Below are 345 nucleotides of genomic sequence, written 5' to 3' on the forward strand. Positions count from 1 at the left end.
GCCTTTTCGGGGTGGGATAAGCGCGCTGATTTTTTTGCGGCGCAGTTCATCGTGACAGAGCCGGGTATCGTAAGCCCCGTCTGCCGCGGCTGCCCTGATTTTTCTGTGAGTCTGCCGGATAAGACCCGGGAAGGCTTCTGAGTCCGTCACATTGTTCAGCGACAGGTCTGCACAGATGATTTCATGTGTGTTGCTGTCAACTGCCAGATGCAGCTTACGCCAGATACGGCGGCGTTCCTGACCATGCTTTTTGACTTTCCACTCGCCTTCACCGAAGACCTTCAGCCCGGTGGAATCAATTACCAGGTGTGCGATTTCACCCCGGGTGGGCGTTTTGAAACTGAT

Annotated in this window: 1 protein-coding gene; it reads right to left on the reverse strand. The window is 54.8% G+C overall.

Translation table 11 applies throughout. From position 1 onward, the window contains the following. A partial coding sequence (locus N6P30_RS24510; RefSeq protein ID WP_260630017.1) for an IS5 family transposase occupies positions 1-345 on the reverse strand: 345 nt, incomplete at both ends.

The organism is Enterobacter sp. PL1, from assembly GCF_945957325.1.
Taxonomy (GTDB): domain Bacteria; phylum Pseudomonadota; class Gammaproteobacteria; order Enterobacterales; family Enterobacteriaceae; genus Enterobacter; species Enterobacter roggenkampii.